The sequence below is a fragment of the Methylobacterium sp. UNCCL125 genome, from assembly GCF_900116795.1.
Lineage (GTDB): Bacteria > Pseudomonadota > Alphaproteobacteria > Rhizobiales > Beijerinckiaceae > Methylobacterium > Methylobacterium fujisawaense.
This window is the reverse complement of sequence record NZ_FPBW01000006.1, coordinates 227,776-249,229: the sequence shown is the minus strand read 5'-3', so window position 1 is coordinate 249,229 and position 21,454 is coordinate 227,776. Positions and strand designations below refer to the sequence as shown.

Genomic DNA, 21,454 nt, shown 5'->3' with positions numbered 1-21,454 from the left:
GGTTGTCGAACCTTCCACCGCACAGCGAAGCGGAGAGGCATCCATGACGCGCGACGGAAACCGCCCCCATCCCAGCGCCCTGGCGCGGTACCCGGTTCCGATCGAGCTGATCTCGGCGCTGTTCCGCGCCGACGACGCGGAGCGCGACCGGCTGCTCGCCCCGATGCCGGCCTATGGGCGAGCCCGGATCGCGGCCTATTGCGCCGACAACGCGCGGCTCGCGGCGCTCGGCCTGAAGGTGGCGCGGTCCTGCGACGAGGCCACGCTCGTCAAGGCGGCGGGCCAAGCCGTCGGCGCCGACCTCTACGCGCGCTCACGGGCCGCCGCGCCGACCCCGGTCCGGCTTCAGGCCGCCTGACCGATCCGTTGCGCGTGGGCCCGTCCGGCCGATCCCGTCGGGTTGATGAATGGCCGGACCTGTCCCGGTTCACGGCGACCGGCGCATCCTCCTGCCATCGGTCCGGTGCGTCCGGCCCGCTGGTTCAGGAGATCGTGTCATGATGCGCTCCAAGATGCTCGGCCTGGTCGCGGTGGTCACGGCGGGGCTCGCCACCGCCACGGCGGCGAACGCGGCACCGTTCGGCTATGGCCCCCCCGATGCCGGGGTCGTGATCGAGCGCGTGGCGGGCGGCTGCGGTCCCGGCTTCCACCCCAATCCCTGGGGCCATTGCCGGCCCAACGAGCGCGGCTGGGGCTGGGGCGGTCCCCGCGGGCCCTACGGGCGGCCGGGCTACGGCGGCTACGAGCGCGGCTATGGCGGCTATGACGGCCCGCGCCGGTTCCACGGCGGCTGGTAGCCCGCGCGGCCGGCTCGGGACCATACCCCGGATCCGGATCGGACCGGATCCGGACTTGATTGCCGACTTGTCCCGCCGGAACGGACACCCGCATATTCACGACGGGATAGAGCCGTATTAGTCTCTTCCGGGACGACACATAGTGTCCCGGAGATTTTTCGATATGCGCCGCTATGTATTTGCATCCCTGATGATTGCCGGCGTGGCGGCCGGTGCCTCGCCGGCCGCTGCCCTGTCGACCAAGGAGTGTTCGGCAAAGTATCAGGCCGCCAAGCAGGCGGGGACGCTTAACGGGCAGAAGTGGAACGACTTCCGCAAGGCCGAGTGCGGCGCGGCGGCCGATACCGCCCCGACGACCGCCCCCAACCCGGTGTCGCCGACCGCGACGACCGCCGCGCCCGCGGCCCCGCCGGCGGCCGGTTCGCGCGCCGGAACGACACCGGCCGCCGCCGCCGGATCGGCCGCCTTCCCCCGCGCCATCGATCCGAAATACGCCAAGGAATCGGCCGGCAAGGCCCGCATGCACACCTGTCTCGACAGCTACAACGCGGCCAAGGCCGCCGGCACGTTGGGCGGCATGAAGTGGATCGAGAAGGGCGGCGGCTACTATTCGGCCTGCAACAGGCAGCTCAAGGGCTGAGCCGCTTCGCGGTCGCGGCCCGAGAGGGTCCCGATCCCGCTCGGACCTGGCGCCCGACAAGACAGGCCCCGACGGTCGAAGCGATGCGACCGGCCCCCTGATTCTGGCGGGGAGGGGGGCCGGGTTGGGATTGGTGGAGAGGGCACCGGATCGCGCGATCCGGCGTCGCCCCCACCTTCGGTTCCTCACCGCGAGGGGAGGCGAGCATGCAGCGGCCCGAGATGGGAAAGCATCCGAGCCTGCAGAGACGCCGCCGGCGCCACGACCGGCGCCGGCGGCGCTGTCCCGACCGGACCGACGGCGCCTAGAACGGGATGTCGTCGTCGAGGTCGTAGCCGCCGCGGCTTCCGCCGCCGCCGCCGTTGCCGCCACCGCCCGAGGAGGCCGGAGCCGGACGCCGCTCGCCGCCCTGGGCGCGACCGCCTCCGAAATCGCCGCCGCGGTCACCGCCCCGGCCGCCCCCGAAATCCCCGCCGCGGCTGATCTGGCCGCCGCCCTCTTCCTCGCCGGCGAAGTCGCCGCCGCCGCCGCGCCCGTCGAGGATCGTCATCTCGCCGCGGAAGCGCTGGAGCACCACCTCGGTCGTGTACTTCTCGACGCCGGAATTGTCGGTCCACTTCCGGGTCTGAAGCTGGCCCTCGATATAGACCTTCGAGCCCTTGCGCAGGTACTGCTCGGCCACCCGGGCGAGGTTGTCGTTGTAGATGACGACCGAGTGCCACTCGGTCTTCTCCTTGCGCTCGCCGGTCGCCTTGTCCTTCCACGACTCCGACGTCGCGAGCCGCAGGTTGCAGACCGGGTCGCCCGACCCGAGGCGGCGCATCTCGGGATCACGCCCGAGATTGCCCACCAGAATCACCTTGTTGACGCTGCCCGCCATCGCTCTCTCCTAGTCGTACGGATCTCACTGGGCACTTGCCCGGCGGCGCGCGAACCATGCGCCCGGGCCTCCGGAGCGGCAACCTGCGGGGCGGGCTTGTGCCCGCTTTCCGCAGCGCCGTCGGGTCTGTTTGTTCTATATCCGTTCCAGATCGGCGGCAAGAAGCCGTCAGGACACGCGAACGACGAGCTTGCCGAAATTCCGGCCCTTCAACAGGCCCATGAACGCCTCCGGGGCATTCTCCAGGCCTTCGACCACGTCCTCGCGATAGCGGACGCGTCCGTCCTGGATCCAGCCGGCGACCTCCTTGCGGAACGTCTCGGCCTGCTCGGCGAAGTCCCAGACGATGAAGCCCTGGATGTGCAGCCGGTTGGTCAGGACCGCACGCATCAGGCCGGGCAGGCGGTCCGGGCCGGCGGGCACCTCGGTGGCGTTGTAGGCCGAGACGAGGCCGCAGACCGGGATCCGCGCGAAGGGGTTGAGCAAGGGCATCACGGCGGCGAAGACCGCGCCGCCGACATTCTCGAAGTAGACGTCGATGCCTTTCGGGCAGGCGGCGGCCAGCGCGCCGGGCAGGTCGGGGCCGCGATGATCGACGGCGGCGTCGAAGCCGAGTTCCTCCGTGAGGTAGCGGCACTTCTCGGGGCCGCCCGCGATCCCGACGGCGCGGGCGCCGTGGATCTTGGCGATCTGCCCGACCAGGGAGCCCACCGGGCCGGCGGCGGCGGCCACCACGACGGTCTCGCCGAATTTCGGCCGGCCGATGTTGAGGAGGCCGGTATAGGCGGTCATGCCCGGCATCCCGAGCACGCCCAGCGCCGTCGAGGGCGGGGCGGCGGCGGGATCGACCTTGCGCGAGCCCTTGCCGTCGGTGACGAAATAGTCCTGCCAGCCCGCGAAGGCGGTCAGCATCTCGCCCACGGCATAGTCCGGGTGGTTCGAGGCGACCACCTCGCCCACCGTCTCGGCGGTGATCGGCGCGCCGATCTCGACGGGCGCCGCGTAGGATTTCGCGTCGCTCATCCGGCCGCGCATATAGGGATCCAGGGACAGCCAGCGGGTGCGCAGGAGGACCTGGCCGGGTCCGGGCTGCGGCACCGGCACCTCCTCCAGGCGGAAGTTCTCGGGCCGCGGCTCACCGTGCGGGCGCGAGGCCAGGACGATGCGTCGGTTCATGGCGGTGGTCATGGCGAACTCCCGGTTATTGCCTGTCGCCTCCGATCTGGGGCGCCGGACCGTGGAGGCAAAGGCGCGGCTGTGATCTCCCGGACGGCTCGCGCGTTGTCCCGTCTCGGGAGCGCGGAGCGGCGGCATGCGGGGAACGGCACTGGGATTCGGGCTGGCGGCGATGGCGACAGGGGCCGCCCTGGCCGGTCCCCTCGACGCCTATCGGGACCGCGCGCGGGTGCTGGTCCTGTCGGCGCCCGAGGCCGGGGACGCGGATCTCCGGGCGCAGCGGGCGGCCCTGGGTTCGGCCCGCACCGGTCTCGCCGACCGCGACCTCGTGGTGCTGGAAGCGGTCGGGTCCGGGGCGCAGGCGCAGGCCCTGCGCACCCGGCTCGGCCTGCCCGCGGACAGCTTCCGCGCCGTTCTGATCGGCAAGGACGGCGGCGCCAAGCTCACCGCCGAGGAGCCGATCGCCCCGCAGGCGCTGTTCGCCACGATCGACGCGATGCCGATGCGCCGCGCCGAGATGCGCGAGCGCCGCTAGGGCCGGATCCCCTGTGAACCGACGGGGTGCGGACACCAACGGTTAAGCCTACCGGCCTATCACCGAAACGTGTCGACGGCCGCGTATCGGCCGTCCGTTGAGGCCCGCCAGGACGCTCGGACGAGACGCTCGAATCGATGACCCGACAACAAGTCGCCACCGCCATCCGCCGCCTCGTCGACCTGCAGGTCGAGGATATCGAGCGCGCGGTCCGCGACGGCCATAAGACCATCGCGCTGAACGAACTGGCGGATCTGAACCGCCAGCTCAAGGCCTTCGCGGCCGCCCTCAAGAAGGCGCCGGCCCGCATCTGAGCCGGCGCGACGCTACCAGCGCGGTCCGCCCCAGCGACGGGGCGGAATGTCCTCCGGCGGCGGAGGCGGCGGGGGCGGCCCGCGGTCGACGACCGGCTCGTCGCAGACCCGCACCCGGCGCAAAACCGGCGCGCCATCCGGATCGAACCGACGCCGCACGAATTCCCGGCATGCTTCGGGGGGCGCCGCCGTGAAGCGGGGGCCGCGGAACGCGGCGTCGGGACGTGGCGGCGGCGGCGGCGGTCGGCGCTCCGGCTCCTCCTCCTGAGCGGGATCGCCATAGCCATGAGGAGGCGCGTAGGGACCGTCGAAATCGGCGGCCAGCGCCGGGCCCGTGGCGAGGAGCAGGGCGCAGAAAGCTGTGCGGACGAGGGAACGACGAGCGGGCACGGGGGCCTCGGCGTGAGCGGGCGCGCGGGGATCGCGGCCATCATCACCGGAGCTAGCGCCAATGCGCCTGAACCCTCCCCGTGTGGTGCTGTCGGGTGCCGTTCAGCCGGCTATTTCTGCATCGCGTTGACTTCGCACTGGGCGTAGTCCGCGCTCGCCTTCACGTAGGCGTTGAGCTTCTGCAGGTAGGCCTCGGCGATCGGCCGGAAGGCCTGCGCCTGCAGGTTATAGGCCTTGATCGCGTCGTTGTAGCTGTAGCCCTCCCAGCCCGGGCAGCCCTCCTTGGCGTCGAGGCAGGCGGGCTTCTGCGGCAGCGCCGGCTTGGTCGGGCGGGCCGAGGCCGGCGGCGGCTCGGGCGCCGTGCAGGCTGCGACGGCCTGTGCCGCGGCCGCCGGGGGCGGCGCGGCGGGAGCCGCCTTGGCGGCCGGCTTCGCGGGTGCGGGCGGTGTCGCGAGGGCGACCGTCGGCGCGAGCAAGCCCGCGATCAGGAGAAGCGTGCCGCGCATGGCGTCTTGAAAGCTCCGCTGGGCCCGGGGCCGCCGGCGGCGGAGGACCGGGAGCGGGTTCTGCGGCATCAGGCCCGCGGCGACAAGGGCTCCCGGACCGGATCCCGGCGGGGCGTGGCGGCCGGCCGCCTCGTCGGCGCCGGGCCGGCGGCGCGCGCCTTCGGACCGCGCACCAGCGCCAGGAGCGGCAGCGACAGGCCGACCGCCAGCACCCACCAGGCCGGCCGGATCGGCCCGGAGAAGTCCAGGTTGGCGGCGAGCACGAGGCTGGCCGGGACGCCGCTGGCGAGCCCGTACCAGGCGGCCTCGAGACCCGCGGTGGCGAGGCCGGCGAGGATCGCGAGCAGCAGGAGCGACCAGGGCCGCTCCGGCCATTTGAACCGCCGCATCACCCGCCAGCCCATCAGCAGCAGGAACAGGCCGGCCGAGAAGACCGGATCGGTGACGTCGATCTTGGACTGCAGGAAGTAATGGACGAGGGCCAGGACGGCGATCGTGTAGACGAGGCGGTGCAGCCGGTTCCAGTTCGGGCCGAGGTTCCGGATCGCCGCATCCGTGGAGGTCAGGCCGAGGGCGATCAGGCCGATCAGCGCCACGAAGCCGATCGTCAGGTAGAGCCGCAGGGCGATCTCCGAGACGACCTTGGTGAGGATCAGGTTCTGGTCGACGGCGTAGAGGGTGAGATGGGCCACCGCGTAGGCCATCACGGTGATGCCGAGCATCCGCCGCACCGCGATGACCTTCGCCCAGTCGGCGATGCGGCGGAGCGGCGAGATCGCCAGGGAAAACAGCAGGAAGCGGACCGCCCATTCGCCGGTGGCGTGGATCAGCGCGGTGATCGGCTTCGCGCCCAGCGCGTCGAGCCGGTAGGCGGCCGCGAGGTACAGGGCCGGGGCGATGCAGGCCAGGAAGACCGCGAGCTTCAGCCAGGAGAGGCGACCGGCCCGGTCGAGCCAGGGGCGGGGGATGGCGGGGAGAACGGCCGAGCGGTCGATCATGGGTCTCGGACAGGCTCTTTTTCGGTGAGGGACGGCGGCGACCCGCCAGCGACATGCGCCACGGCGAGAACGGCCGCCCCCGGGCTCCGGTGCCGGCACGGGTCGGTTCGCCGCGGCCGGGCGCAGGTTACACGGGCCTGTCGCCCGGCACGGTTGACCTCGGCCGCGCCGCGGCGAGATAGCGGGGCGACGGACACCGGATGGATCCCATGCAGTACCGCAAACTCGGCCGCTCCGGCCTCAAGGTCTCGCCGATCTGCCTCGGCACGATGATGTTCGGCGGCCCCACCGACGAGGCCACCGCCGGCCGCATCGTCGGCAGCGCCCGGGAGGCGGGGATCAACTTCATCGACACGGCCAACGTCTACACGGAGGGCCGCTCGGAGGAGATCACCGGCCGGGCGATCAAGGGCGACCGCGCCGCCTGGATCCTGGCCACCAAGGTCGCCAACCCGACGGGCGAGGGCGTCAACGACCGCGGCCTGTCGCGGGTCCACGTGATGAAGGCCGCCGAGGACAGCCTGCGCCGCCTCGGCACCGATGTCATCGACATCTACTACCTGCACAAGGAAGACCACGATACGCCGCTCGCCGAGACGGTCCGGGCGATGGCCGACCTCGTGCGGGCGGGCAAGATCCGCCATTTCGGCGTCTCGAACCACCGCTCCTGGCGGGTCGCCGAGATCTGCCGGCTCTGCGACGAGCTGGGGATCGACCGGCCGGTGGTGAGCCAGCCCTACTACAACGCCTTCAACCGCATGCCCGAGACCGAGCACCTGCCGGCCTGCGCCCATTACGGGCTCGGCGTCGTGCCGTACTCGCCGCTCGCCCGCGGCGTGCTCACCGGGAAGTACGACCCGGATGCCCCGCCGCCGGCCGAATCCCGCGCCGGTCGCCAGGACACCCGGATGATGCAGACCGAGTGGCGCCCGGAATCCCTGCGCATCGCCCGGACCCTGAAGGCGCACGCCGAGGCGCGGGGCATCACGGCCGGCCAGTTCGCCACCGCCTGGGTGCTGAACAACCGCCTCGTCACCGGCGTCATCGCCGGGCCGCGCACCGAGGCGCAGTGGCAGGAATATCTCGGCGCCCTCGACTACGCCTTCACCCCGGAGGACGAGGCGCTGGTGGACGGGTTCGTGGCTGCGGGCCATCCGACCACGCCGGGCTACAACGATCCCGCCTATCCGCTCGAGGGGCGGGTGCCGCGCGGCGGCTGAAAGGCAGCCGATCCCCAACCCCCTCATCCAGAGGTGCGCGCGCCTCGAAGGAGCCCTCCGGACAGCGCGCGATCCCTGGAGACCGCCTTCGAGGCCTCCTTCGAGGCCGCCGCGACGCTCCGGCACCTCAGGATGAGGCCGAGATCGGGACGAACAGGGCTGCGTCGTGCGCCTGATCCGTCTTGCGCTCCCGGCCGAGGGTCGCTATCTAGCTCTCAACAGTTCTGATGGCAGTCGAGAGGCTGCGGTTCGGGAGTGGGCCCCACCGGGTCCGCTCTTTTTTTTCGCCGCAGAGCCTCTCGCCGCACAAGGCCGCACGCCGCGGGCGGGCCACGCAGAACGCCGCGAAGGTTGCGCGCTCAAACCCATGTCGTCCGAGATCGAAGCGGATCTGTCCGAAAAGCGCCTCGTCCGCGAGGCCGGTGTCGCCGCGCGCGTCGCGCAGGCGATCGAGGGGCCGCTCCAAGGCCTCGGCTTCCGGCTGGTCCGGGTGAAGATGTCCAACATCAACGGCTGCACCGTGCAGATCATGGCGGAGCGGCCGGACGGCTCCTTCACCATCGACGATTGCGAGGCGGTGAGCCGCGCGATCTCGCCGATCCTCGACGTCGACGATCCGGTGGGCGGCGCCTACAACCTGGAAGTGTCCTCGCCGGGGATCGACCGGCCGCTGGTGCGGATCTCGGACTTCGCCCGCTGGGTCGGCTACGAGGCCAAGGTCGAGCTGAGCCCGCCGCTCGATGGGCGCAAGCGCTTCCGCGGCATCCTCGGCGCGCCGGATCTGGACAGGCAGACGGTCCCGATCGACCTGCCCGACGTGAAGGAAGGGCTGCCGAGCCGCATCGACCTGCCGCTCAAGGACCTCGCCGAGGCCCATCTCGTCCTCACCGACGACTTGATCCGCGAATCGCTCCGCCGCGGCGGACCGCCCCCCGCGGACGAGGCCGAGGAGACGGATGACGCGGAGCCCGCCGAGGAGCGCGCGGCGCCGCCGGCGCGCAGCCCCTTCCAGCCGAAGGGGCCCCGGAAGGCCAGCCCCGCGGCCAAGCTCCAGAAGCCGGCGCGGACCGGTCCGAAGAAGCCGGTCGTGACCAAGGCGTCCCGGCTGAAGGACCGCGATTCGCTGCATTGAGACCCCAATGTCGGCCGCCCGGCGGCCGGCTCGAAGATTTGACGGAAGAGAAGGACCGACACCGATGGCCGTCGTCAGCGCCAACAGGCTCGAACTCCTCCAGATCGCCGATGCGGTCGCCCGCGAGAAGGTGATCGACCGCTCCATCGTCATCGACGCGATGGAGGAGGCGATCGCCAAGGCCGCGCGCTCCCGCTACGGCGCCGAGACCGACGTTCACGCCGAGATCGACCCGAAGACCGGGGCTTTGCGCCTCTCGCGCCACCTCCTGGTCGTCGATCAGGTGGAGAATGACGCCCGCGAGATCACCCTGGACCAGGCCCGCCGCTACAACCCGGGGGCCCTCGTCGGCGACGTCATCTCCGACACCCTGCCGCCCTTCGATTTCGGCCGCGTCGCCGCCCAGTCGGCCAAGCAGGTCATCGTCCAGAAGGTGCGCGACGCCGAGCGCGCCCGCCAGTTCGACGAGTACAAGGACCGCATCGGCGAGATCCTCAACGGCATCGTGAAGCGGGTCGAGTACGGCAACGTCATCGTGGATCTGGGCCGCGGCGAGGGCATCGTGCGCCGGGACGAGATGATCCCGCGCGAGACCTTCCGGCCGGGCGACCGCATCCGCTCCTACCTGTTCGACGTGCGCTCGGAAGTGCGCGGGCCGCAGATCTTCCTGTCGCGCTCGCACCCGCAGTTCATGGCCAAGCTGTTCGGCCAGGAAGTGCCCGAGATCTACGACGGCATCGTCGAGGTGAAGGCTGTGGCCCGCGACCCGGGCTCCCGCGCCAAGATCGCGGTGATCTCCCGTGACGGCAGCATCGACCCGGTTGGCGCCTGCGTCGGCATGCGCGGCTCGCGCGTGCAGGCCGTGGTCGGCGAGCTGCAGGGCGAGAAGATCGACATCATCCCGTGGTCCGAGGACGAGGCGACCTTCATCGTCAACGCCCTCCAGCCCGCCGAGGTGGTGAAGGTGGTGCTCGACGAGGAGGCCGACCGCATCGAGGTGGTGGTGCCGGACGACCAGCTGTCGCTGGCCATCGGCCGCCGCGGCCAGAACGTGCGCCTCGCCTCCCAGCTCACCGGCTGGGACATCGACATCCTCACCGAGGCCGAGGAGTCGGAGCGCCGCCAGAAGGAGTTCGCCGAGCGGACCCAGGTCTTCATGGAGGCGCTGGACGTCGACGAGACCGTCGGCCAGCTGCTCGCGGCGGAAGGCTTCCGCAACGTCGAGGAGATCGCCTACGTCGACATCCAGGAGCTCTCCGGCATCCAGGGTCTCGACGAGGAAACCGGCACCGAGATCCAGGCCCGCGCCCAGGACCACCTCGCCCGGATCGAGCAGGCCCACGACGCCCGCCGCACCGAGCTCGGCGTCGCCGACGAGCTCCGCGAGATCGAGGGCATCACCACGCCCATGATGGTCGCCCTTGGCGAGAACGACGTGAAGAGCGTCGAGGATCTGGCGGGCTGCGCCACCGATGATCTCGTCGGCTACACGGAAGGCCGCGGCCCCGAAGCGGTGCGTCATGCGGGCTACCTCGACGGCTTCGACCTGTCCCGCGCCGAGGCGGAAGCTCTGATCATGGCCGCCCGCCTCAAGGCCGGCTGGATCGAGGCGCTGCCGGAGCCGGAAGGCGAAGACGGTGCCGAGGAAGGGGCCGAGGAAGGGGCCGAGGCGGCCGAGGGCGAAGAAGCCGCCCGGGCCGAGGGCTGAGCCGAAGGCCGGCGGCGGAAACGCGATGGTCGCGGACGACACGACCCTGCCCGAGGACGGGCTGGCTGCCGGGGGGCTCGATGCCGGCCCTGGCCGCCGCGCGCCCGAGCGGACCTGCCTCGTCACGCGCGTCGCCCAGGCGCCGGAGGCGATGATCCGGTTCGTGCGCGGGCCGGACGGCAGCGTCGTCCCCGACCTGCGCGCCAAGCTCCCGGGGCGCGGCGCCTGGATCAGCGCCCGGCGCGAGGCGGTCGCCACCGCCGTGCGCAAGAATCTTTTCTCGCGGGCCTTCAAGGGGCCGACCCCGGCCGCGCCCGATCTGCCGGACCGGATCGCCGCGGGGCTCCGGGAGGATCTGCGGCAGGCCATCGCGCTCGCCAACAAGGCGGGCTGCATCGTCGCGGGCTTCTCGAAGGTCGAGGCGGCGATCGGCGGTCAGCCCGGTGCCATCGCGGTGATCCACGCCGCCGAGGCGAGCCCGGATGGCCGGCGGAAGATTGCGTCGGCCTTGCACAGGCGCCATGGCGAGGCCATGTCAAGGATCCCGATCATCGATGACCTGTTCGAAGACGAATTGGACATGGCTTTAGGTCGGGGTCATGTGATACACGCTGCGCTCGTCGCAGGAGCCGGAGCCGCCGGCTGCCTGTCGCGTTGGCGTCGGCTACGCTCCTTCGAGGGCGCCGCCGCGGCGACCGGGGAGCCCGATCCAGCCCGAATCGGCGGGATCGATGAAGCCTCACGTTGACGACGCAGGACGGATTTGGCCGGCGCCACCGGGCGTCGGTTCACGGGACGATGGAAACCCTCAGGGTTCAGGCTGAATGAGCGATACGAATAACCCGGGCGACAAGACTCTGAATCGGACTTCCCCGAAGCCGCTTTCCCTCAAGCGGCCGATCGAGGCGGGCACCGTGCGTCAGAGCTTCTCCCATGGCCGCTCCAAGCAGGTCGTGGTCGAGACGGTGAAGCGCCGCGTGATCGGCGCGGCTCCGGCCGCTCCTGCCCGTGAGCCTGCACCCGCACCGCGTCCGGCACCGGCCGCGCCCGCGGCCGCGGCCCCCCGTCCGGCCCAGCGGCCGGCCTCGGGTGTGGTCCTGCGCACGCTGAGCGAACAGGAGAGCGCCGCCCGCGCGGCAGCCCTCGCCGACGCGCAGCGCCGTGAGGCCGAGGCCCGCCGCAAGGCCGAGGCCGAGGCCGAGGCGCGCCGCCGCGAAGCCGAGGAGCAGGCCCGCCGCGAACGCGAGGCCGCCGAGGCCCGCCGCCGCGAGGAGGAGGAGCGCAAGGCCGCGGCTGCGGCAGCCGCCGCTGCGGCGGCTGAGGCCGCCAAGGCTGCTGAAAAGGCAGCCGAAGCCCAGGCGGCCGCTCCCGCGCCCGCTCCCGCCCCCACCGCCGCTGCGCCTGCCGCTGCTGCACCTGCCCGTCCGGCCGAAGCGCCTGCCGCGCCGCCTGCCGCTGCCCGTCCGGCTGCGGCTGCGCCCGCGCGTCCGGCCGCTGCGCCGGCCCGTCCGGCCGCCGCGCGTCCGGCTGCGCCCGCCGCGGCTCCGGCCGCGCCGCGCCCCCCGCTGACGCCCCGACCCTCCACGGGCGAGCCGCGCAAGACGATCACGGCCGATTCGCGCAAGCCGCGCGATCTCAACTTCATGGCCAAGCCCGCTCCGGCGCCCGAGCCCGAGAAGAGCGCGACGCCAGCGACCGCCGCCCGTCCCGCCGGTGCCGGCGCCGCGGCGCGGCCGGCCGGTCGCGGTGCCCAGACCAACGACGACGAGTCCGAGACCAAGCGGGTCATCCGCCGTCCCGGCATGCCGCTCAAGATCATCACGCCGCCCAAGACGCCGAAGTCGCCGGGCGGCGACCGCAACCGCGGTCGCCTGACCATCGCCAACGCCACCTCGGGCGAGGACGAGCGGACACGCTCGGTCGCCTCGTTCCGCCGCCGCCAGCAGCGCATGAGCGGCCGCGGTCAGGTGGAGCAGAAGGAGAAGCTGTCCCGCGAGGTGACGATCCCCGAGACGATCACGATCCAGGAACTCGCCAACCGCATGTCGGAGCGGGCCGTCGATGTGATCCGCATGCTGATGAAGCAGGGCCAGATCCACAAGATCACCGACGTGATCGATTCGGACACCGCCCAGCTCATCGCCGAGGAGCTCGGTCACACGGTCCGTCGCGTCGCCGAATCCGACGTCGAGGAGGGCCTGTCGTCCGACGAGCCGGATCTGGAGGAGGATCTCGATCCCCGTCCGCCGGTGGTCACCATCATGGGCCACGTCGATCACGGCAAGACGTCGCTGCTCGACGCGATCCGCAAGGCGAACGTGGTCGAGGGCGAGGCCGGCGGCATCACCCAGCACATCGGCGCCTATCAGGTCGCGTCGCCGTCCGGCGACATGATCACCTTCATCGACACCCCGGGCCACGCGGCGTTCACGTCGATGCGCGCCCGCGGCGCCAAGGTCACCGACATCGTCGTGGTCGTGGTCGCGGCCGATGACGGCGTCATGCCCCAGACCATCGAGGCCATCCAGCACGCCAAGGCGGCCGGTGTCCCGCTGATCATCGCGGTCAACAAGATCGACAAGCCGGATGCCAAGCCGGAGCGGGTCCGCACGGAGCTGCTGCAGCACGACATCCAGGTCGAGTCGATGGGCGGTGAGACCCTCGAGTTCGAGGTCTCGGCCAAGACCGGCGAAGGACTGCCGGAGCTTCTGGAGGGTATCCAGATCCAGGCCGAGATCATGAACCTGCGCGCCAACGAGAAGCGCGACGGCGAGGGTACGGTCATCGAGGCGCAGCTCGACCGCGGTCGCGGCCCCGTGGCCACGGTCCTGGTCCAGCGCGGTACCCTGTTCACCGGCGACATCGTCGTGGCGGGCGCCGAGTGGGGCCGCGTGCGCGCCCTGATCGACGACCTCGGCGAGAACGTCCAGTACGCCGGGCCTTCGGTCCCCGTGGAGGTGCTGGGCTTCAACGGCACGCCGGACGCCGGCGACCGCGTGACCGTGGTGCCGAGCGAGGCCCGCGCCCGCGAGGTCACCGAGTACCGCGCTCGCCAGAAGCGCGAGCGTCAGAACGCCCGGACCGGCGGCGCCAACCGGTCGCTCGTCGATATGATGCGCGACCTCAAGGAAGGCGCCGGCCGGAAGGAACTGCCGGTCGTCATCAAGGGCGACGTGCAGGGCTCGGTCGAGGCGATCTCGGGCGCGCTGGAGAAGCTCGGCAACGACGAGGTCGCGGCCCGCATCCTCCTGGCGGGTGTCGGCGGCATCACCGAGTCGGACATCACCCTGGCGCAGGCCTCCAAGGCGGTGGTTATCGGCTTCAACGTGCGCGCCCTCAAGGAGGCCCGCGAGGCCGCCGAGCGGGCCGGCATCGAGATCCGGTACTACAACATCATCTACGACCTCGTGGACGACATCAAAGCCACGCTGTCGGGGATGCTGCCGCCGACGCTCCGCGAGGAGCGCCTGGGCGAGGCCGTCATCCAGGAGGTCTTCGAGGTCTCGAAGGTCGGCAAGGTCGCGGGTTGCCGCGTCCAGGACGGCATCGTCGAGCGCGGCGCCCATGTCCGCCTGATCCGCGACAGCGTCGTGATCCACGAGGGCAAGCTGAAGACCCTCAAGCGCTTCAAGGACGATGCGAAGGAAGTCACCTCCGGCCAGGAGTGCGGCATGGCCTTCGAGAACTTCGAGAACATGCGCGCCGGCGACGTGATCGAGTGCTACCGGGTCGAGGAGATCCGCCGCACCCTCTGACACGCCGGACTCATCCGGACAGGGCGGCCGCGGCACCTGCCGCGGCCGTCTTTTCGTTTTCAGGACGTGAGCCGTCCGCTCCGGCGGAAAGGCCCGAGACAGAATGGCCCAGAAACCGACTTCCACCGGCCCCTCGCAGCGCCAGCAGCGCGTGGCCGAACTCGTGCGCCACGCGCTCGCCGAGGTGCTCCAGCGCGGCGATATCCAGGATCCGGTGCTCGGCACGCATGTCGTGACCGTCCCGGAGGTGCGGATGTCGCCCGACCTGAAGCTCGCCACCGCCTACGTGATGCCGCTCGGCGGTCTCGACGAGGCGCCGGTGATCGCCGCCCTGGAGCGTCACCGGAAGGTGCTGCGCCAGGAGGTGGCGCGGCGGGTGAACCTGAAATTCGCCCCGGAGCTGCGGTTCCGACGGGACGAGACCTTCGACGAGGCGGCCCGCATCGACAAGCTGCTGCGGGACGAGCGGGTCCAGCGCGACCTTGAGACCGGGCACGAGGACGACGAACCGGAGACCGGGACGGGGCATTGAGTCCCGATACCCAACAGAAAGGGACGGGGCATCGACCCCGGGGGACAACGCGGACATGACGGTTTCCATGGAAGATCTTCCGCCGGCCGAGCACCAGGCTCCCGTGCCGGGCGCTGAGCGTCGTGGCCCGGAGGGCCGCCGTCCGCAGCGCGGGCCGCGTCCCGACCGCCCGAAGCGCCGGGACGTCTCGGGCTGGGTGATCCTCGACAAGCATGTCGGCATGACCTCGACCCATGCGGTCGCGGTGGTGAAGCGCGCCTTCAACGCCAAGAAGGCGGGCCATGCCGGCACCCTCGATCCGCTGGCCTCCGGCATCCTGCCGATCGCCCTCGGCGAGGCGACCAAGACCGTCCCGTTCGTGATGGACGGCCGGAAGGCCTATCGGTTCACCGTGCAGTGGGGCATCGAGACCGATACCGACGATGCCGAGGGGCGTCCCGTGGCCACCAGCGAGACCCGCCCGGACCGTGCGGCGGTCGAGGCCGCGCTCCCGGCCTTCGTGGGCGCCATCGAGCAGGTGCCGCCGCGCTACTCGGCGATCAAGATCCAGGGCGAGCGCGCCTACGACCTCGCCCGCGAGGGCGAAGTGGTGGAACTCGTGGCCCGGCCGGTGCAGATCGACCGGCTCGCGGTGGTCGAGCATGACGGCGAGCGCACCGTGATCGAGGCGGAGTGCGGCAAGGGCACCTACGTGCGGGCGCTGGCGCGCGACCTCGGCCGGATGCTCGGCTGCTACGGCCATGTGGCGGCCCTGCGCCGGACCCGCGTCGGTCCCTTCTCCGAGGCCGAGGCCTGCCCGGTCTCGGCCCTGACCGACGGCAGCCCGGAGGCGGCGCTCGCCTATCTGCGACCGGTGGAGACGGCCCTCGATGCCATCCCGGAAGTCGCGGTCTCCCGTGATCTGGGCCTGCGCCTGATGCGGGGCCAGCCGGTGATCCTGCGGGGCCGGGACGCCCCCGTCGAAGGCAAGGCCTTCGCAACCTGTGCTGGCATCCTGGTCGCCGTCGGCGATGTGGAGCGCGGCGAACTGATCCCGCACCGGGTGTTCCACCTCGGCGGCACGGCTCCTGGCCGCAGCGCCTGAAACGCCGGCTCCGCACCGCCCCGTCCGGTGCGTGCGGAGCCCCGCCCGGTCCGTGCCGCCCTGAGACGTGATCGCGCAGGCGGAACGAACCTCGGCCGTACCGCTTTGGCTCCGGCGAACGGTCCGGGATGCTCATGCGCGAACTCGACTACGACGTGGCGGTGATCGGTGCCGGCACAGCCGGCATCGCCGCCCATCGCGCCGCTTCGGCCGCGGGGGCGCGGTCGGTGCTGATCGAGCGCGGGCCCGGCGGGACGACCTGCGCGCGCGTCGGCTGCATGCCGTCGAAGCTCCTGATCGCCGCGGGCGCTGCTGCCCACGCGGCCCGCAACACCGGGCTGTTCGGCATCCGGGTCTCCGGCGTCACGGTGGACGGGCCTGCGGTGCTGCGGCGTCTCCGGTCGGAGCGCGACCGGTTCGTCGCCAGCGTCGTCGACGGTCTCGCGGATCTCCCCGAGGACGAACGCCTCCGCGGCACCGCCCGATTCGAGAGCGACCGCACGCTGGTGATCGGAGACGCCATCCGGATCCGCTTCCGGGCGGCGGTCATCGCCACCGGGTCGAGCCCGATCGTGCCGGAAGCCCTGCAGGGTCTCGGCGCGCGCGTCCTGACCACCGATACCCTCTTCGAAATCCCCGATCTCCCGGATTCGCTGGCCATTCTCGGGGCCGGGCCCGTCGGGATCGAGATCGCCCAGGCGATGGCGCGGCTCGGTGTCGCCGTCACGGTGATCGATGCGGGTGACACCGTCGCCGGCCTGAGCGAGCCGGGACTCGCCCGGCAGGCCGCCGCGATCTTCGGCGCGGACCTGGATCTTCACCTCGGTGCCGAGGTTCGGACGGCAGCGCCGGACGGCGACGGCGTATCCCTGCACTGGATCGACCGTGACGGGCGCGAACAGGTCACGCGGGCGTCGCGGGTGCTGGCCGCCACCGGCCGGGCCCCCAACTTGGATGCCTTGCGGCTTGAGGCGGCGGGCCTCCGCCGCGACGAAGACGGAGTGCCGGAATTCGACCGGCACAGCCTCGTCTGCGCGGGCGCGCCGATCCTGATCGCGGGCGATGCCGACGGCTGGCGCCCTGTCCTGCACGAGGCCAGCCGCCAGGGCCGGATCGCGGGGGGCAACGCTGCCGCCCTGGCCGCGGGCCGCCCGGTCGCGGCCCGCGCCCCCTGGACCCGCCTCGCCATGGTTTTCACCCATCCTCAGGCGGCGGTGATCGGCGCCCCCTACGATCCGGAGAATGCGGGACGGGTCGTCGGCACGATGGACTTCTCGGATCAGGGCCGCGCCCGCGTCGAGGGGACGAATCGCGGCGGCATCCGGCTCTGGGCCGACCGGTCGGGGCACCTCCTCGGCGGCGAGATGCTCGGACCGTCCGTAGAGCACCTCGCGCACCTGCTCACCTACGCAGTCGCGCACAAGCAGACCGCCCAGACCCTGCACGATCAGCCAGTGTACCACCCTACGGTTGAGGAAGGGCTGTTCAGGGCGATGTCTAAGATCGTACAGAGCACTTGAGGTTTTGATCTTGCTGACATCACAAGCATTGCGCTCGGCCCATCCCGTCGCCATACCCAGTTGAATGAGCCGGTTTCGCTCCTGATGCCGCCCAGCCAGGCCCCCAATACCGACGTCGATCTCGACGCCATCGCGCCGGACGCGCTCGACCGCCTGGACCAGGGCGTGATCGGGCTCGATTCGGCTGGCACCGTCGTGGCCTTCAGCGAGGGCGCGAGCGCCATCTCGGGCCTTTCGCGCGAGGCCGTGCTGGGGCGGGACTATTTCCGCGACGTGATGCCGGGCACCAACGTGCCGAATTTCCGGGGCCGGTTTCTGGCAGGGGCCCGCCGCGGGACGCTGGACGAGACCTTCGACTACGTCTTCGGCCGGCTGCCGCAGCCTCTGCGGGCCCGGATCCATATGCGCCATGGCCAGATCGCCGGGGGCAGCCCGGTGACATGGCTGACCATCGATCCGGTGGAGAGCCTGGGGGCCGACCACTCGCGCGAGGCCGTCATGGCGGCGATCGGCCGGCGGGTGCGCGCCGAGCCGGTGGATGCCAGCCTGTGCGAGCGTGAGCCCATCCACATCCCGGGCTCGATCCAGCCCAATGCCGTGATGCTCGCCGCCGACGCCGGGACGCTCCTGGTGGTCGCCTATTCGGCCAATGTCGGCGAGATCGTCGATCCGATCGAGCCGCCTCTGGCGGGGCGCCCCCTCGCGGACGTGCTGCCGGCGGATTTCGTTGCGGCGATCCGCGCCCGTCTGGCGCGCGGGACCCTCCATGACGGCGCGTCCCTGCGCCGGACCCTGGCATTCCCGGGCCGCGGGACCGCCTATCACGCCGTCGCCCATGCCCATGCCGGCCGCCTCATCGTGGAGATGGAGCTGGAGCCCGATTCGGCCGACGATTTCGCCACCGCCAGTCAGGCCGATACCGAACTCGCCGTCGGCCGCCTGCGCGAGGCCGGGACCCTGGCGGATATCGCCCGGATCGCAGCCCTCGAGATCCGGGCGCTCACCGGCTTCGAGGCGGTCTTGGTCTACCGCTTCGACCCGGACTGGAACGGCGAGGCCGTGGCCGAGGACAAGGTGCCCGACTGGTCGCGCAGCCTGCTGGGCCTGCGCTTCCCCGCCTCCGACATCCCCGCCCAGGCCCGGGCCCTCTACACCAAGGCCAAGAGCCGCTTCGTCATCGATCGCGACAGCGTGCCCGTCGGGCTGGTCTCGGCGCCCGGCGCCGGCAACGGCCCGATCGACCTGACCTTCGCTCAGCACCGCACGCTGTCGCCGATCCACCTGGAGTACCAGCGCAATCTCGGCGTGAACGGCTCCATGTCGATCTCGATCATGGTCGAGGGGCGGCTCTGGGGCCTGATGATCGGGCACCATCGCCGCCCGCACTACGTCACGCCGGAGACCCGTGCGGCCGCCACGGTGCTGACCGACGCCTTCGCCATGCGGGTGCAGGAGATCGAATCGCGCCGGCTCTGGGCCGAGCGGCAGGCTCATCTCGACGTCGAGGGGCGTCTCGTGCGCGGCCTGACCCGATCCGACGATTTCGTGGCGGCCCTGACCGGCGGCACGACGACGCTGCTCGACCTGTTCGGCGCCACCGGCGCCGGCATCGTTTCAGGCGACCGGGTCACGGGGATCGGGCGGACGCCGCCGGTCGACATGGTGGCGGCGATCGCGGGCTGGCTGCGGGCGGGCGTGCCGGCGGGCGAGGTCGCCTACAGCAGCGACAGCTTCACCGCGGATTATCCGGAGGCGGGTCCGCATCGGGAGATCGCCAGCGGCCTGCTCGCCGTCTTCGTCGATGCCTCGCGCGAGAACCTGCTGCTGTGGTTCCGGCCGGAGGTGCCCAGCACGGTGACCTGGGGTGGCGACCCGCGCAAGCCCGTCCTGGCCGGCAGCGGCCCGGTGGCGGTGCTGCCCCGCCGCTCCTTCGAGCGCTGGGTCGAGGAGCGCACCGGCTTCGCCGCGCCCTGGGCGGAATGGCAGGTCCACCTCGCCGGCTCCCTGGCGGAGGCCGTCGAGGGCGTGGTGCTGCGCCAACGCCGCAAGATCGACGAGCTCACCGGCCTGCTCGCCGAGAAGGAGCGCCTCCTCGAGCAGAAGGATCTGCTCACCCGGGAGATCGACCACCGGGTGAAGAACTCCCTGCAGATCGTCTCGGCCTTCCTGCAGATGCAGCGGCGCCAGATCGCCGACGGCGAGGCGCGGCAGGCCTTCGCCGACACCTCCGCGCGGGTGATGAGCGTCGCGCGGGTGCATGACAGCCTGTACCAGGCCGACCGGTTCGACGAGGTGGATCTCGGCCAGACCATCGAGAGCCTGTGCAACGACCTCGCGGGGCTGGCAGGCGACGGGCATGCCGTCGATCTCTCTGCGGAGCCGGGCCTGATGGTGCCCTACCGCAAGGCGGTGGCGCTCTCGCTGATCGCGACGGAACTCGTCACCAACGCCTTCAAGTATGCGGCCAACCCGACAGGCGGCGGCCGTGTCGAGGTCAGCGTCTCGGCATCGGGCCCCGGCGAGGTCCAGTTGCGGGTCTGCGACGACGGATCGGGCCTGCCCGACGACTGGGCGGACGCCAAGGCGCGGAGCAAGGGCTCGGGACTGGGCATGAAGCTGATCCGGGCGATGCTCGATCAGATCAACGCCAAGCTCACCGTCGCCAACAATCCCGGCGCCTGCTTCACGATCACCGCGTGAGAACCCGCGACGGCCTGCATGCGCGGCTGCGTGCCGCGACCGATCCGGCTCACCGGGCGCTGGAGGCGTCCCTGGACTGGCAGGCGCGGGTCGCGACCCTGAGCGGCTACCGCAACCTGCTGGGGCGTCTCTACGGGTTCCACGCGGTCTGGGAATCCGCCATCGGGTCCGGGCTCGCCGACGAGGTTTTCCTGGCGCCGCGCCGCCGTCTCACGCGCCTCGCCGCCGATCTCGACCATCTCGGCCTGACGCCCTCCGCGGTCGCGGCGCTCCCGCGACCGACCTCCCTGGTCTTCGACGGACCGGCCGCCGCCATGGGCGCGCTCTACGTGCTGGAAGGCTCGACATTGGGCGGCCAGCTGATCGGCCGCCACATCGCCGGCCTGCACGGCTTCTCCGGCGACGGCCTCGCCTATTACCGGGCGCACGGGCCCGCCGCGGGGGCGATGTGGGCAGCCTTCCGGACGCGCCTGGAGATCTTCGGCGAGGACCCGGCCGCGGAGGCCGCGCTCACCGGCGCGGCCGTGTCGACCTTCTCGGCGATGGGCGCGTGGCTCGGTCCCGGTCCGGAGACTCCGGTCGCCGCCTGAGCCGATCAGCGTACGCCGAGGGCGTCACGCTCCGCCGCCAGATGGACCATCAGCCGCTCGGCGAGGCGCCCCGGCGGCCGTCCCGCCGGCCGCACCAGCACGGTCTCGATGGGGATCTCGGGCCGGAACGGCCGAAGCACGACGGGACATCCGCCGAGAGCTCGGGCCGGAACCGGGTCGACGATGGCGACTCCGAGACCCTCGGCGACGAGGCCGCAGCGCGCCGCGGTGTACTCGGCCATCAGGGCGAAATGCGGGGTCACGCCGGCCTGCGCGAAGGCCGCCTCGGTCGCCGCCTGCACGGGACTCGATCCGGCCGCGATCAACGGCACATCGGCGAGATCCGCCGCCGTGATGGCCCGTCGGCGGGCCAGGGCGTGCCCGCGGGGCAGCACGCACACGGCGGCGACCCGCAGGAACGTCTCGGCGATCACGCCCGCATGGCCGGACCGCGGCCGGGCCAGTCCGAGATCGCATTGGCCCGAGGCGGCCCAGGACCAGATCGTGTCCGGGCTCGGGACGTGGACGGAAATGCGGAGACCGGGGCATTCCGCGTCGAGCCGCCGGATCGCGCGGGGCAGCAGCCCGGCGGCCAGGGAAGGCTGACAGGCAACGCGGAGACCGCCGGTGCCGCGCTCGCGGATGCGGCACGCGGCTTGTCGCAGGTGATCCAGCCCGGCGAACGTCTGCGCAACCTCGTGGGCGAAGGCCTCGCCTTCCGGGGTCGGGAGGGCGCTGCCGTGGCCGCGCACGAACAGCGTGAAGCCGAGTGTCGCCTCGAGCTGTGCGATGGCACGACTGATGTGGGGTTGACCGATCCCCAGGACCTCGGCGGCACGCGTCATGCCGCCGTGACGCATCACGGCGCGGAAGAGGTCGAGATGCGCGGGGTTGATCATGCCGAACGTGCATGGAATCGGGTCTTGGCGGCATTTGACGGCATCGACCGTGCCGGTTGTCAATGAGGCCCGGCACCC

21 protein-coding genes are annotated in these 21,454 nt (G+C 71.8%); 15 read left to right on the top strand and 6 right to left on the bottom strand.

Features of this window, described 5'->3' with window-relative positions; translation table 11 throughout:
• The first annotated feature begins 43 nt into the window (after positions 1-43).
• The 3 genes from BM396_RS08005 (at position 44) to BM396_RS07995 (ending at position 1,437) form a co-directional block, all read left to right on the top strand.
• Positions 44-358, top strand: coding sequence for a hypothetical protein (locus tag BM396_RS08005; RefSeq protein WP_043354509.1), 315 nt, complete (start codon positions 44-46; stop codon positions 356-358).
• Between the two features lie 139 nt (positions 359-497).
• Positions 498-797 carry a GCG_CRPN prefix-to-repeats domain-containing protein gene (locus BM396_RS08000; RefSeq protein ID WP_043385077.1) on the top strand — a complete coding sequence of 100 codons (300 nt, stop codon included), beginning with the start codon at positions 498-500 and terminating at the stop codon, positions 795-797.
• Between the two features lie 163 nt (positions 798-960).
• Entirely contained in the window at positions 961-1,437 is a 477-nt protein-coding gene (locus BM396_RS07995; RefSeq protein ID WP_043385080.1) for a hypothetical protein, read from the top strand.
• Between the two features lie 304 nt (positions 1,438-1,741).
• On the opposite strand, the gene ssb is transcribed toward BM396_RS07995, so the two are convergent.
• Positions 1,742-2,317, bottom strand: a complete 576-nt coding sequence (gene ssb / locus BM396_RS07990; RefSeq protein ID WP_043354664.1) for a single-stranded DNA-binding protein — start codon at positions 2,315-2,317, stop codon at positions 1,742-1,744.
• Positions 2,318-2,485: 168 nt separating this feature from the next.
• A complete protein-coding gene (locus tag BM396_RS07985; protein ID WP_043385082.1) occupies positions 2,486-3,505 on the bottom strand; it encodes an NADP-dependent oxidoreductase in 1,020 nt (339 codons plus the stop codon).
• A gap of 124 nt (positions 3,506-3,629) precedes the next feature.
• Between BM396_RS07985 and BM396_RS07980 the strand changes: the two genes are divergently transcribed.
• Positions 3,630-4,028 carry a DUF4174 domain-containing protein gene (locus tag BM396_RS07980; protein ID WP_043385084.1) on the top strand — a complete coding sequence of 133 codons (399 nt, stop codon included), beginning with the start codon at positions 3,630-3,632 and terminating at the stop codon, positions 4,026-4,028.
• Positions 4,029-4,165: 137 nt separating this feature from the next.
• The gene (locus BM396_RS32695; RefSeq protein WP_164706367.1) at positions 4,166-4,342 is read left to right on the top strand and encodes a hypothetical protein; all 177 of its coding nucleotides are present in this window, start codon (positions 4,166-4,168) and stop codon (positions 4,340-4,342) included.
• Positions 4,343-4,354: 12 nt separating this feature from the next.
• On the opposite strand, the gene BM396_RS32115 is transcribed toward BM396_RS32695, so the two are convergent.
• The 3 genes from BM396_RS32115 to BM396_RS07970 all read right to left on the bottom strand — a co-directional run bounded on the left by BM396_RS32115 (position 4,355) and on the right by BM396_RS07970 (position 6,236).
• Complete coding sequence (locus BM396_RS32115) at positions 4,355-4,732, bottom strand: hypothetical protein (RefSeq protein WP_139239466.1); 378 nt, start codon at positions 4,730-4,732, stop codon at positions 4,355-4,357.
• Between the two features lie 110 nt (positions 4,733-4,842).
• The gene (locus tag BM396_RS07975) at positions 4,843-5,238 is read right to left on the bottom strand and encodes a hypothetical protein (protein WP_043385158.1); all 396 of its coding nucleotides are present in this window, start codon (positions 5,236-5,238) and stop codon (positions 4,843-4,845) included.
• Between the two features lie 68 nt (positions 5,239-5,306).
• Positions 5,307-6,236, bottom strand: a complete 930-nt coding sequence (locus tag BM396_RS07970) for a protein-methionine-sulfoxide reductase heme-binding subunit MsrQ (RefSeq protein ID WP_051044952.1) — start codon at positions 6,234-6,236, stop codon at positions 5,307-5,309.
• A gap of 209 nt (positions 6,237-6,445) precedes the next feature.
• Here BM396_RS07970 and BM396_RS07965 point away from each other — a divergent pair, with 209 nt between their 5' ends.
• From BM396_RS07965 to BM396_RS07920, 10 genes are all read left to right on the top strand, one after another.
• Positions 6,446-7,456 carry an aldo/keto reductase gene (locus BM396_RS07965; RefSeq protein WP_043354665.1) on the top strand — a complete coding sequence of 337 codons (1,011 nt, stop codon included), beginning with the start codon at positions 6,446-6,448 and terminating at the stop codon, positions 7,454-7,456.
• A 367-nt stretch (positions 7,457-7,823) separates the two neighbouring features.
• A complete protein-coding gene (rimP, locus tag BM396_RS07960) occupies positions 7,824-8,588 on the top strand; it encodes a ribosome maturation factor RimP (RefSeq protein WP_043385087.1) in 765 nt (254 codons plus the stop codon).
• Positions 8,589-8,652: 64 nt separating this feature from the next.
• Positions 8,653-10,296 carry a transcription termination factor NusA gene (gene nusA / locus BM396_RS07955; RefSeq protein WP_043354656.1) on the top strand — a complete coding sequence of 548 codons (1,644 nt, stop codon included), beginning with the start codon at positions 8,653-8,655 and terminating at the stop codon, positions 10,294-10,296.
• A gap of 25 nt (positions 10,297-10,321) precedes the next feature.
• Positions 10,322-11,044, top strand: coding sequence for an RNA-binding protein (locus tag BM396_RS07950; protein WP_043354654.1), 723 nt, complete (start codon positions 10,322-10,324; stop codon positions 11,042-11,044).
• A 76-nt stretch (positions 11,045-11,120) separates the two neighbouring features.
• On the top strand, positions 11,121-14,051 hold the full coding sequence (gene infB / locus BM396_RS07945; RefSeq protein ID WP_043385089.1) for a translation initiation factor IF-2: 2,931 nt from the start codon (positions 11,121-11,123) through the stop codon (positions 14,049-14,051).
• 103 nt (positions 14,052-14,154) lie between these two features.
• On the top strand, positions 14,155-14,583 hold the full coding sequence (gene rbfA, locus BM396_RS07940; RefSeq protein ID WP_043354641.1) for a 30S ribosome-binding factor RbfA: 429 nt from the start codon (positions 14,155-14,157) through the stop codon (positions 14,581-14,583).
• A gap of 67 nt (positions 14,584-14,650) precedes the next feature.
• Complete coding sequence (gene truB / locus BM396_RS07935) at positions 14,651-15,667, top strand: tRNA pseudouridine(55) synthase TruB (protein WP_051044951.1); 1,017 nt, start codon at positions 14,651-14,653, stop codon at positions 15,665-15,667.
• 134 nt (positions 15,668-15,801) lie between these two features.
• A complete protein-coding gene (locus BM396_RS07930) occupies positions 15,802-17,187 on the top strand; it encodes a dihydrolipoyl dehydrogenase (RefSeq protein WP_043385160.1) in 1,386 nt (461 codons plus the stop codon).
• An 84-nt stretch (positions 17,188-17,271) separates the two neighbouring features.
• On the top strand, positions 17,272-19,887 hold the full coding sequence (locus BM396_RS07925) for a histidine kinase dimerization/phosphoacceptor domain -containing protein (RefSeq protein WP_043385094.1): 2,616 nt from the start codon (positions 17,272-17,274) through the stop codon (positions 19,885-19,887).
• Positions 19,884-20,477 carry a biliverdin-producing heme oxygenase gene (locus tag BM396_RS07920; RefSeq protein ID WP_043385097.1) on the top strand — a complete coding sequence of 198 codons (594 nt, stop codon included), beginning with the start codon at positions 19,884-19,886 and terminating at the stop codon, positions 20,475-20,477. The genes BM396_RS07925 and BM396_RS07920 overlap by 4 nt, the downstream gene beginning before the upstream one ends.
• Before the next feature lie 5 nt (positions 20,478-20,482).
• Here BM396_RS07920 and BM396_RS07915 read toward each other — a convergent pair whose 3' ends face one another.
• On the bottom strand, positions 20,483-21,376 hold the full coding sequence (locus BM396_RS07915; protein ID WP_043385101.1) for a LysR family transcriptional regulator: 894 nt from the start codon (positions 21,374-21,376) through the stop codon (positions 20,483-20,485).
• Positions 21,377-21,454 lie beyond the last annotated feature (78 nt).

What these genes read in the sequence shown, in the direction of transcription:
- BM396_RS07970 (WP_051044952.1), bottom strand. Translation starts at nt 6,236, where the DNA reads ATGATCGACCGCTCGGCCGTTCTCCCCGCCATCCCCCGCCCCTGGCTC.
- ssb (WP_043354664.1), bottom strand. Translation starts at nt 2,317, where the DNA reads ATGGCGGGCAGCGTCAACAAGGTGATTCTGGTGGGCAATCTCGGGCGT.
- BM396_RS08000 (WP_043385077.1), top strand. Translation starts at nt 498, where the DNA reads ATGATGCGCTCCAAGATGCTCGGCCTGGTCGCGGTGGTCACGGCGGGG.
- BM396_RS07925 (WP_043385094.1), top strand. Translation starts at nt 17,272, where the DNA reads ATGCCGCCCAGCCAGGCCCCCAATACCGACGTCGATCTCGACGCCATC.
- nusA (WP_043354656.1), top strand. Translation starts at nt 8,653, where the DNA reads ATGGCCGTCGTCAGCGCCAACAGGCTCGAACTCCTCCAGATCGCCGAT.
- BM396_RS07980 (WP_043385084.1), top strand. Translation starts at nt 3,630, where the DNA reads ATGCGGGGAACGGCACTGGGATTCGGGCTGGCGGCGATGGCGACAGGG.
- rimP (WP_043385087.1), top strand. Translation starts at nt 7,824, where the DNA reads ATGTCGTCCGAGATCGAAGCGGATCTGTCCGAAAAGCGCCTCGTCCGC.
- BM396_RS07965 (WP_043354665.1), top strand. Translation starts at nt 6,446, where the DNA reads ATGCAGTACCGCAAACTCGGCCGCTCCGGCCTCAAGGTCTCGCCGATC.
- BM396_RS07995 (WP_043385080.1), top strand. Translation starts at nt 961, where the DNA reads ATGCGCCGCTATGTATTTGCATCCCTGATGATTGCCGGCGTGGCGGCC.
- BM396_RS07985 (WP_043385082.1), bottom strand. Translation starts at nt 3,505, where the DNA reads ATGACCACCGCCATGAACCGACGCATCGTCCTGGCCTCGCGCCCGCAC.
- truB (WP_051044951.1), top strand. Translation starts at nt 14,651, where the DNA reads ATGGAAGATCTTCCGCCGGCCGAGCACCAGGCTCCCGTGCCGGGCGCT.
- BM396_RS07915 (WP_043385101.1), bottom strand. Translation starts at nt 21,376, where the DNA reads ATGATCAACCCCGCGCATCTCGACCTCTTCCGCGCCGTGATGCGTCAC.
- BM396_RS07975 (WP_043385158.1), bottom strand. Translation starts at nt 5,238, where the DNA reads ATGCGCGGCACGCTTCTCCTGATCGCGGGCTTGCTCGCGCCGACGGTC.
- infB (WP_043385089.1), top strand. Translation starts at nt 11,121, where the DNA reads ATGAGCGATACGAATAACCCGGGCGACAAGACTCTGAATCGGACTTCC.
- BM396_RS08005 (WP_043354509.1), top strand. Translation starts at nt 44, where the DNA reads ATGACGCGCGACGGAAACCGCCCCCATCCCAGCGCCCTGGCGCGGTAC.
- BM396_RS07930 (WP_043385160.1), top strand. Translation starts at nt 15,802, where the DNA reads ATGCGCGAACTCGACTACGACGTGGCGGTGATCGGTGCCGGCACAGCC.
- BM396_RS32695 (WP_164706367.1), top strand. Translation starts at nt 4,166, where the DNA reads ATGACCCGACAACAAGTCGCCACCGCCATCCGCCGCCTCGTCGACCTG.
- BM396_RS07950 (WP_043354654.1), top strand. Translation starts at nt 10,322, where the DNA reads ATGGTCGCGGACGACACGACCCTGCCCGAGGACGGGCTGGCTGCCGGG.
- rbfA (WP_043354641.1), top strand. Translation starts at nt 14,155, where the DNA reads ATGGCCCAGAAACCGACTTCCACCGGCCCCTCGCAGCGCCAGCAGCGC.